The following is a 4,723-nucleotide window of genomic DNA, read 5'->3' as shown; positions in this document are numbered from 1 at the left end:
GGGCCTGTGCAGTACTTGTGGGAGCGGGCGAGCCCGCGAAAGGGCCGGCACAGGCAACCCATCACCTATTTGGCCACCACTACACCCTCAGCCACCCTGGCCTTGGGCTTGCGAAACACCAGCACATTCCCCGCCATCACCGCCACCAACCCCAACAAGGCCGGTGCCGTCCACTGATACCCCTCGGCCACTGCCGACACATTCAACGCCACCAACGGGAACAGCACCGTGCAGTAAGCTGCCCGCTCCGGCCCCATGCGCCCGACCAGGGTCAGGTAGGCGGTAAAGGCGATCACCGATCCCGGCACCACCAGGTACAGCAACGAGCCGATGTACCGCACGTTCCACTCGATGCTGAATGGCACGCCGCTGACCACGCAGAACACCGCCAGCATCACCGCCCCGTAGACCATGCCCCAGGCATTGGTGGTCATGGGTTTGAGCCCGGCCTTCTGCTGCATGCTCGACAGCATGTTGCCGGCCGAGAAGCACAGCGTACCGAGCAGCGCCAGGCCAAGGCCGTACAGGGTTTCGCGGCTGGCCGCGTGGTGGGACAGCTCGGGCCAGAACAGCAGGCCCAGACCAAGTAGCCCCAAAGCGCCGCCGCCGAGCACATTGCCGGCGATTTTCTGGCCGAAGAAGATCCGCGCATTGAGTGCATTCCACAGGGTGGCTGTGGAGAACACCACGGCGATCAGGCCGCTGGCAATCCACTGGCTGGCGCTGAGGAAGCAGATGAAGTTGACGCAGAACAGGCACAGGCCCTGGGCCAGACAGATCTGGTGACCACGCCGGTTCATCGGCTGCAGCCGACGGGTGAGCAACAGGAAGGCGAACAGGATCAGCCCAGCCAAGGCGAAGCGGTAGACGATCGAGACCGGAATGGCGACAACACCCAGCTGGAGTTTCAGGGCGATCCAGGTGGTGCCCCAGATCAGGACGGTTAACAGGTAGAGTGACAGGTTCATGGCGGCGGTTCCTTGGGCCTTTCAGGATCGGTGCCCGGCGCTTCGCGGCTAAAGCCGCGAATCGAGGGCGCAGCCCTCGCCGAGGCATTTCAGTGTTCTCCTGTCGAACACCCACGCGCTTGCACAAACTTGCGCATTTGTCCCTCGGGTAGCTGTAAGCCTGCCCAAGGCGCAGTAGGATGGCTGGCAAGAGGAACCACCCATGACGCCACTCACCCAACTGCAAGTGTTCAACGCCATGCACGCCTCGCCCCACGCTCGGCTGGAGCTGAGCGCGCACCTGGGCGACGGGTTGGCGGCAGCGTTGTGGAGCAACCGCGACGACGCCCGCGATTACCAGGCACCGAGCCATCACACCCTGTCGTGCTACATCGCCGACGGCACCGGTACCTTTCGCCGCCAGCGCCCCGGCGAAAAAGGGGCACCCGACAAGCTGTGCGTGATGCCGGCCGGGCAGGAATCGAACTGGGTGGTCAATGGCGCGATCCGCCTGGCGCACCTGTATGTCAGCGAGGCGCAGTTCGCTCTGGGCTGCGTGCGCCTGCTCGACCGTGAACCGCGTGAGCTGCAACTGCAGGAGGCGACCTTTCTCGATGACCCGCAGCAGGCCAAGCGCTTTCGCCAGCTGATAACCCTGGACTGGGACGAACCTGGCGAACGCTTGCTGGCCAGCAGCCTGGCGCACGAGATCGTCGACCATGCGCTGCTCAACCAGGTCGGGCTGCGCCAGGGCCTGCGCCTGAAAGGCGGGCTGGCACCGAGCCTGCGCCGGCAACTGGTCGACTACATCGAAGCGCACCTGGACCAGCCCATTACCTTGGGCGAGCTGGCCCTGCGCTGCAACCTGTCCGAATACCACTTTGCGCGCATGTTTCGCGCCAGCTTCGGGCTGCCACCGCACCAGTACCTGCTGGCCCGGCGGCTGCACCGGGCCTGCCAAATGCTGCGGCTGGGCGGGATGCCGCTGGGGGAGATTGCCCTTTTGTGCGGTTTTGCCAGTGCCAGCCATTTCAGCAACCGGTTCCGCCAGGCGGTCGGTGCAACGCCTGGCGAATACCGTGCGGCCATTCGTGGCTAAGGCCGCTCCCAGAGGGACCCGCGCCACCCTCAAGGGCAGTGCAGTAACTGTGGGAGCGGCTTTAGCCGCGAAGAGGCCGGGACAGGCTGGCCTAGAACTCGAAGGTACTGGACAAGCTCACCTGCCGCGCATCGCCAATGGCCACAAAGTACTGGTTCACCGCCGAGCTGTAATAAACCTTGTCGAACAGGTTCTTCACGTTCAGTTGCAACAGCACCTTGTGCTCGTCGAGCCTGGTCTCGTAGCTGGCAAAGGCATCGGCCACGGTATAGGACGGCAGGGCGAAAGTGTTGGTCGAGTTACCAGCGCGCTCGCCAACATATCTCGCACCGGCCCCCAAACGCAGGCGGTCGCCGCCAAACAGGCTGCCATAGTCATACACCGCCGACAGCGAACCACTGTGCCGAGCCACGTTCTGCAGGCGGTTGCCCTTGAGGGCCGGGTCTTTGGTCACTTCAGCATCGGTGAAGGCATAGCTGCCAATCAGGCTCCAGCGCTCGCTCAACTGCCCCGTCAGGTCCAGCTCGACACCCCGTGAGCTGACCTCTCCGGCATTGCTGTACACCGTTTCGCGCGTACTGGTATCAAAGTTGGAAACCAGCACGTTGCGCTTGGTGATATCGAACAACGCCAGGGTACCCGTGAGGCGGCCCGGTATGTCGAGCTTGGCGCCCAGTTCCCACGATTTGCCCTCTTCTGGCGCCACCGACGAGTCAAGCACCACATTGCCGACCAGCGGCGCGATGGTGGAGTTGGGCTTGAACGACTCGCTATAGCTGCCATAAAACGACAGCTGCTCGTCCACCTTGTAGACAATACCTGCATGCGGCACCCACGCCTGGCCATTGATGTCGGTGTTGGCCTTGAACGGGCGGCCACGGCCAGCGTACTGGTCGAACTGCTGGAAGCGCGCACCGGCCACCAGGATCCAGTGATCATCCAGGTGCAGCGCGTCCTGCACGAACAACGCGTCAGTGCGTAGTTTGTCGGTCTGGTCGCTGTCACTGGCTTTTACGGTGGTACCCTCCACTTCCTGACCGTAGACCGGATTCGTATAGCTGAAGGTGGATTGGGCGGTCTGCCGGATCATGTCACCGCGGAAAATCTTGCGGTCTTCATGATCGACACCGAACAGCAGGTCATTCTGCATCCCGGCCAGTTCCACATTGCCGGCCAGGCTCAGGGTGGCGAACTGGTCACGGCTCATGGCGTTGTGGGTGCCGTCGATGCTGCGCGACAGCGTGCCGGTTTTTTCATTCACGCCGGTCACCCGCACCTGGCTGGCATCATAGGTTTCGCGGTTGAAGCTGTAGCCGAAGTGCAGCTTCCAGTCATCGGCCAGCTGGTGGTCGACTTCCAGACGGTACAGGTCGGAACGCCCCTCCATGTCGTTGAAGGGTTCGTCCAGGCGCCGCGTGGCCGGGATGTCCAGCGGGTGGCCGTTGTTGCCGAACGCCGTGCCACGGTCGAAGGGGTAGAGAAATTCGCGGTGCTCGTAGGCCAGTACCACCTGGGTGTCTTCGCCCAGCCAGGCCAGCGACGGCGCTACCAGCGATTCGCGGTGCACACCGTAGTTGCGCCAGTAGTCTTCATCTTCGTGGTCGACGATCAGGCGATAGGCGAAGTTGCTGTCGCCCAGCGCACCGGTGCTGTCGAACCCGCCACCGCTGCCATTCTTGCCGCGACCATAGGTGGACCCACGCACGGTCAGGGCGTTGTACTGCTCGAGTTGCGGGCGCTTGCTGACCACATTGATCACCCCGCCGGGGTCCTGGATGCCGTACAGCAGCGAGGCCGGGCCTTTGAGCACTTCGACCCGCTCGGTGCTGGCGTTGAGGCTGCGGCCCTGCACGATGGGCATGCCATCGCGCATGATCGAGCCGTCGCGGTTGTCGCCGAAGCCGCGCTTCATCACCGTGTCGGAGGTGCCACCGAAATTGTTGCCCTGGGTGATGCCGCTGACATTGGCCAGGGCGTCATCGAGGTTGCGCGGGGCCTGGTCACGGATGACCTGGGCCGGTACCACGTTGATGGCCTGGGGGATGTCCTGGCTCGGGCCTTGCCCGCGCATGATCGAGGCCGTGGCCGGGGGCTGGTAGCTGTAGTCGTCCAGTTGCGAGGTCACGGTGGTGGCCTGCAGGTTGAGGGCGCCGGAGGTGTCCACTGCTTCGAGGGTGAGCGTACGTGCATCGACGCGGCGCCAGGCCAGCCCGGTAGTGCCCAGCAGCTGTTGCAAGGCCTGTTCAGCGCTGAACCTGCCGTTCAGCGCCGGCGCCTGCACGCCTTGCAGTTCCAAGGTGTAGATCACACTCTGGCCAGTGGTGCGGCTGAAGGTGTCGAGTGCCTGGGCAAGGGGTTGCGCCGGCTGGGCGAAGGTATACGCCTGCTGCTGCTCGGCGGCACAGGCCAGGGGGGCGACAGCGAATGCCGGGAGCGCGGAAAGGCCGAGCCAGAGAGAGACGCAACGCGGGGTGAACTTCATGGACGCTGACCTGTGAGAGGGATATGACTGCGAATGAATCGCACTTCCACTCATTACACGGATGCCACGTCCTGTTACCTCACCCGTTGCCTGAAAAATTTTTTGCATGTGCCGGCCTCTTCGCGGGCTTGCCCGCTCCCACAGGTCCCGCACCGGATTCGAGACTTGTGCAGTCCCTGTAGGAGCGGGCAAGCC

At 63.7% G+C, this 4,723-nt stretch carries 3 protein-coding genes; 1 reads left to right on the top strand and 2 read right to left on the bottom strand.

What is annotated here, in order from left to right; translation table 11 throughout:
- Positions 1–65: 65 nt before the first annotated feature.
- Positions 66–968: a DMT family transporter gene (locus tag ACK1U9_RS24595; RefSeq protein WP_108480639.1), complete on the bottom strand. Its 903-nt coding sequence runs from the start codon at positions 966–968 to the stop codon at positions 66–68.
- Positions 969–1,170: 202 nt separating this feature from the next.
- Here ACK1U9_RS24595 and ACK1U9_RS24590 point away from each other — a divergent pair, with 202 nt between their 5' ends.
- The gene (locus ACK1U9_RS24590; protein ID WP_196174497.1) at positions 1,171–2,046 is read left to right on the top strand and encodes a helix-turn-helix domain-containing protein; all 876 of its coding nucleotides are present in this window, start codon (positions 1,171–1,173) and stop codon (positions 2,044–2,046) included.
- Between the two features lie 91 nt (positions 2,047–2,137).
- Here the strand turns inward: ACK1U9_RS24590 and ACK1U9_RS24585 are convergent, their stop codons facing one another.
- Positions 2,138–4,528 carry a TonB-dependent siderophore receptor gene (locus ACK1U9_RS24585; RefSeq protein WP_196174496.1) on the bottom strand — a complete coding sequence of 797 codons (2,391 nt, stop codon included), beginning with the start codon at positions 4,526–4,528 and terminating at the stop codon, positions 2,138–2,140.
- Positions 4,529–4,723 lie beyond the last annotated feature (195 nt).

It is taken from the genome of Pseudomonas sp. XP1, assembly GCF_053557675.1.
This window is presented reverse-complemented; position numbering and strand designations above follow the sequence as displayed.